General features: G+C 66.5%; 5 protein-coding genes. All 5 read left to right on the plus strand.

Translation table 11 applies throughout. The features are described from left to right. Positions 1-56 precede the first annotated feature (56 nt). The 5 genes from dapF to hslU all read left to right on the plus strand — a co-directional run bounded on the left by dapF (position 57) and on the right by hslU (position 4,640). On the plus strand, positions 57-869 hold the full coding sequence (gene dapF / locus AC1DQP_RS16050; RefSeq protein WP_478051997.1) for a diaminopimelate epimerase: 813 nt from the start codon (positions 57-59) through the stop codon (positions 867-869). After that, the gene (locus AC1DQP_RS16055) at positions 866-1,543 is read left to right on the plus strand and encodes a DUF484 family protein (RefSeq protein ID WP_457320485.1); all 678 of its coding nucleotides are present in this window, start codon (positions 866-868) and stop codon (positions 1,541-1,543) included. Before dapF ends, AC1DQP_RS16055 begins: the two co-directional genes overlap by 4 nt. Before the next feature lie 22 nt (positions 1,544-1,565). Further along, positions 1,566-2,456, plus strand: coding sequence for a tyrosine recombinase XerC (xerC, locus tag AC1DQP_RS16060; protein ID WP_457320487.1), 891 nt, complete (start codon positions 1,566-1,568; stop codon positions 2,454-2,456). Positions 2,457-2,547: 91 nt separating this feature from the next. After that, entirely contained in the window at positions 2,548-3,099 is a 552-nt protein-coding gene (gene hslV / locus AC1DQP_RS16065; RefSeq protein ID WP_019183676.1) for an ATP-dependent protease subunit HslV, read from the plus strand. Between the two features lie 167 nt (positions 3,100-3,266). Continuing rightward, on the plus strand, positions 3,267-4,640 hold the full coding sequence (gene hslU, locus AC1DQP_RS16070) for an ATP-dependent protease ATPase subunit HslU (protein WP_457320489.1): 1,374 nt from the start codon (positions 3,267-3,269) through the stop codon (positions 4,638-4,640). The last annotated feature ends 577 nt before the right edge of the window (positions 4,641-5,217 follow it).

Consider the following 5,217-nt stretch of genomic DNA (forward strand, 5'->3'; position numbering starts at 1 on the left):
GTCCACGGCACTGCGCTTCAGCAAGATGCACGTCCACGGCACTGCGCTTCAGCAAGATGCACGGTGCCGGTAATGACTTCGTGGTGCTGGACCTGCGCGACGGCACCCCCGAACCCACCCCGGCCCTGGCCGCACGGCTGGCCGACCGCCACACCGGCGTCGGCTGCGACCAGATCCTCACCATCGAAGCCCCGCGCGCGGAAGGCTCGGTGGCGTCCTACCGGATCTGGAATGCCGATGGCTCCCAGTCCGAGCAGTGCGGCAACGGCGCGCGCTGCGTGGCGGCTTGGCTGGTGCGCGACGGCGCGGCCGGCGGCGACCATTTCACCATCGACAGCCCGCTGGCCACCCACAGCATTGAACGCCTGACCGATGACCAGTACGCGGTGGCCATGGGCGTGCCGCGCTTTGAACCCCAGCAGATCCCACTGCTCGGTTTCGCCCGCGCCCGCGACGAATACCTGCTGCCGCTGCAGGGCGACACGGTGCGCTTCGGCGCCGTGTCGATGGGCAATCCGCACGCGGTGATCGAGGTCGGTCTGGTCGACGCGGCGCCGGTCGAACGGCTCGGCCCGCTGCTGCAGCAGCACGCTACCTTCCCGCAGTCGGTCAACGTCGGCTTCGTGCAAGTGCTCGATCCCACCCATGCACGCCTGCGCGTGTACGAACGCGGCGTCGGCGAAACGCTGGCCTGTGGCAGCGGCGCCTGCGCCGCGGCGGTGGTGATGATGCAGCGCGGTCGCCTGGAGCGTGATGCCACCTTGTCGCTGCCGGGCGGTACGCTGCGCCTGCGCTGGCCGGCCGACGACGCCCAGGTGGTGATGTCCGGCCCGGCAGCCTTCGTCTTTGAAGGGGAGTGGAACGCATGAACGAGACCGTCGAAAAGATCGGTGCGCATGAAATCGCCGCATGGCTGCGTCGGCATCCGGCGTTTCTCAAGCAGTTCCCCGACCTGGCCCTGACCTTGGTGGTGCCGCGCGATGACGGTCCTACCGCGTCGCTGGCCAGCTACCAGTTGGAAGTGCTGCGCGACAAGAACCGCGAACTGTCGCGGCGGCTGGCCGAGCTGGCCGGCAACGCACAGGTCAACGAACGCCTGGCCGTGCGCACCCACCAGCTGACCCTGGCGCTGATGAAGCAGACCACGGCCGCCGACACGCTGCGCGCGATGGCCGCGTCGCTGGAAGAGGATTTCGCCGGCGATCTGGTCCGGCTGGTGATGCTGCACCCGGTGGAGGGGCTGGAGCAGGCACCGTGGTTGCAGGTGGTCGCCGAGGACAGTGCCGCGCTCGGCGCGTTCCGCGATTGCCTCAAGGACGGCGAGCCGATCTGCGGCCGCCTGCAGCATGAAAAGAGTACGTTGCTGTACCAGGAGCGCGTCGAGGAAGTGCAGTCCAGCGCATTGCTGCCGCTGCCGGGCGTTGGCCTGATCGCGGTCGGCAGCCGCGATGCCAATCGGTTTTATCCCGGCATGGGCACGCTGTTCCTGCGCATGATGGGCGAGTCGCTGGGCGTGGCGTTGAAGCGCTTCGCGCAGGCCTGAGTCCGTACGCCCTCCCGATGCCATGAGCGCTGCCGCCGAGTTCCTTGGCTACCTGGAGGTCGAGCGGCGCATGTCGGCGCACACGCTGGATGCCTACCGCCGCGACCTAGAGGCGCTGGAGTCGTGGTCGCAGAAGCAGGGCGCGGTGATCGAAGCGCTGGATGGCGAGCAGTTGCGCCAGTTCATCGCCGCCGAGCATCGTCGCGGGCTGGCGCCGAAATCGTTGCAGCGCCGCCTGTCGGGCTGTCGCAGTTTCTATGCGTGGCTGCTCAAGCACCGTCGCATCACGGTCAGCCCCGCCGCCGGATTGAAGGCGCCCAAGGCACCACGCAAGCTGCCGCAGGTGCTGGACGCTGATGAAGCGGTGCAGCTGGTCGAACTGCCCACCGATACGCCCCTGGGCCTGCGCGATCGCGCGCTGCTGGAGCTGTTCTATTCCTCCGGCCTACGCCTGAGCGAACTGTGCGCGCTGATCTGGCGCGATCTGGATTTCGCCACCGGGCTGGTCAACGTGCTGGGCAAGGGCAACCGCCAGCGTCGCGTGCCGTTCGGTTCGCATGCGCGCACCGCCCTGGAGGGCTGGCGTGGCGAGAGCGGCGGTGGCGAGGCACAGCCGGTGTTTCCCGGCCGCAAGGGCGGTCCGATCACCCAGCGCGCCATCCAGATCCGCATCCGTGGGCTGGCCCAACGGCAGGGTCTGTTCAAGCACGTGCACCCGCATATGCTGCGGCACAGTTTCGCCAGCCACATCCTGGAATCCTCCGGCGACCTGCGCGGGGTGCAGGAGCTGCTCGGCCATGCCGATATCGCCACCACGCAGATCTACACCCACCTGGATTTCCAGCACCTGGCCAAGGTCTACGATGCGGCCCATCCGCGCGCCAAGCGGCGCAAGAGCGGCAACGAAAGCTGAATCGATCCGCTGCGTCACCCGGCCGCAGGGCAGGGTGGGTTGAAGCCTCCGGCAACGACCCCACCTCAGTCCTTGTCACCCCGGAGGCTCCATGGACCCCAGTCAGAACCCCAACGTATTTCATGCCACCACCATCATTTCGGTGCGCCGCAACGGGCATGTCGCCGTCGCCGGCGACGGCCAGGTCACGCTCGGCCACACGGTGATGAAGGGCAATGCCCGCAAGGTGCGCCGGCTGGGTCGCGAGGGCCAGGTACTGGCCGGTTTCGCCGGTGCCGCGGCCGATGCGTTCACCCTGTTCGAACTGTTCGAGGCCAAGCTGGAAAAGCACGGCCAGCTGCAGCGTGCGGCGGTGGAGCTGGCCAAGGATTGGCGCACCGAGCGCCGCCTGGGCAAGCTCGAAGCGCTGCTCGCGGTGGCCGACAAGGACACCTCGCTGATCATCAGCGGCACCGGTGATGTGATCGAGCCGGAGGACGGCATCATCGCCATCGGTTCCGGCGGTTCCTACGCCCTGTCGGCCGCACGCGCGCTGATGGCGCACACCGAACTGGACGCCCGCACGATCGCCACCGAGTCGATCAACATCGCCGGCGACATCTGCATCTACACCAATCGCAACGTGGTGGTTGAAGAGCTTTGACGGGTACCGTCAGCGCATTCGCGCTGCCGCCCCACGCGTTGCTGCGCAACATGCCCCGCCGCTTCGCGGCAGCCCCCTGACTCAGGGGGCTCTGCACCCGCTACATGGCGTAGTGCCGGCCGCTGGCCGGCAACCCCGACACACCACATTCATTCGTGAGCACACCCATGCCGCACAAGATTGAAGTCTCCTCCGCCACCATGACCCCGCGCGAGATCGTGCAGGAGCTGGACCGGCACATCGTCGGCCAGCACGACGCCAAGCGTGCGGTCGCCATCGCGTTGCGCAACCGCTGGCGGCGCATGCAGCTGCCGGCCGAGCTGCGCAATGAAGTGATGCCCAAGAACATCCTGATGATCGGCCCGACCGGCGTGGGCAAGACCGAGATCGCCCGTCGCCTGGCCACGCTGGCCAACGCGCCGTTCGTCAAGGTCGAAGCTACCCGCTTCACCGAAGTGGGCTACGTCGGCAAGGACGTGGAGCAGATCATCCGCGACCTGGCCGACACGGCCGTCAAGCTGTACCGCGAGCAGGCCAAGGTGCGCGTGCGCACCCAGGCCGAAGAGCGTGCCGAAGACCGCATTCTGGATGCGCTGCTGCCGCGTCGCAGCGCCGGAATCGGCTTCGATGCCGAGGCCGCGCGCAACGAGCCGTCGGCGCAGGACAATGAAACCCGCATCAAGTTCCGCCGGATGCTGCGCAATAGCGAGCTGGACGAGCGCGAGATCGAACTGGAAGTCTCGGCCAACGTCAGCATGGACATCATGACCCCGCCTGGCATGGAGGAAATGGGCCAGCAGCTGCGCCAGATGTTCTCGAGCATGGGTGGGGCGAAGGCGCAGAAGCGCACGCTGTCGATCAAGGCGGCGCGTCCGCTGCTGGTCGAGGAAGAGGCCGGCAAGCTGGTCAACGAGGACGATATCCGCAGCGCGGCGATCGAGGCCTGCGAGCAGCACGGCATCGTGTTCATCGACGAGATCGACAAGGTGGCCAAGCGCGGCGACAACGTTGGCGGTGGCGATGTGTCGCGCGAGGGCGTGCAGCGCGATCTGCTGCCGCTGGTGGAAGGCTCCAACGTGTCCACCAAGTACGGCACGATCAAGACCGACCACATTCTGTTCATCGCCTCCGGCGCGTTCCATCTGGCCAAGCCGAGCGATCTGATTCCGGAGCTGCAGGGGCGTTTCCCGATCCGGGTGGAGCTGGGCGCGCTGAGCAAGCAGGACTTCGTGCGCATCCTGACCGAGCCGAAGGCAGCGCTGACCAAGCAGTACGAGGCGTTGCTGCAGACCGAGGGTGTGTCGATGACATTCACCGTGGATGCGGTGGACCGTCTGGCCGAGATCGCGTTCCAGGTCAACGAGCGCCAGGAGAATATCGGTGCCCGTCGTCTGCACACGGTGCTGGAGCGTCTGCTGGATACGCTGAGTTACGAGGCCCCCGACCGCGACGGCGAGACCATCAGCATCGATCAGGCTTACGTGGACGCGCATCTGGGCGAGCTGGTGCAGGATCCGGATTTGAGTCGTTACATCCTGTAACGGCTTGGGATGATCGAGCGATACAAATGCGGCGGCGCGAAAGCGTCGCCGTTTTTTTTGTGTTTTTTGCGGGTGTCTACGGGTGGGGTGAAGGGCGACCGCAACTGCGAGCGAGAGCAGGTTGCCGCTTGCGGCGTGGCTGGGCGGGGRTGTGTGAGTTCGCGGGACACGCCGTGAATCCATCCCTGGAGGCTCGCGTACGCCATCCATGGCGTACGACGGTCCCGCGAACYCACACMCCCCCGCCCCAGACAGTGGGCCGGTGCGCATCGAAGAAGCAGAAGAGCGAAGGACAAGCACGGCAGAACTCGTGCTCGTTTTTGTGCTCGTTTTTGTGCTCGTGGGTGTTCGTGCTCGTGGGTGTGGGTTTGGGTTTGGGTTTGGGTTTGGGTGTGGTTGGTTTCGGTTTCGGTTGTGGATGTGGAATTGGTGTTGGCTGTTCGTTGCGTACCAGCCAACTGTCTGGGATGGGTACGGGTGGGTTGGCGGGACCGTCATGCGCCATGGATGGCGCATGGGAGCCTCCAAGGATGGATTTACGGCGTGTCCCGCCAACCCACCCGTACCCGCCCAAGCC

Source organism: Stenotrophomonas sp. P5_A8, assembly GCF_056400545.1.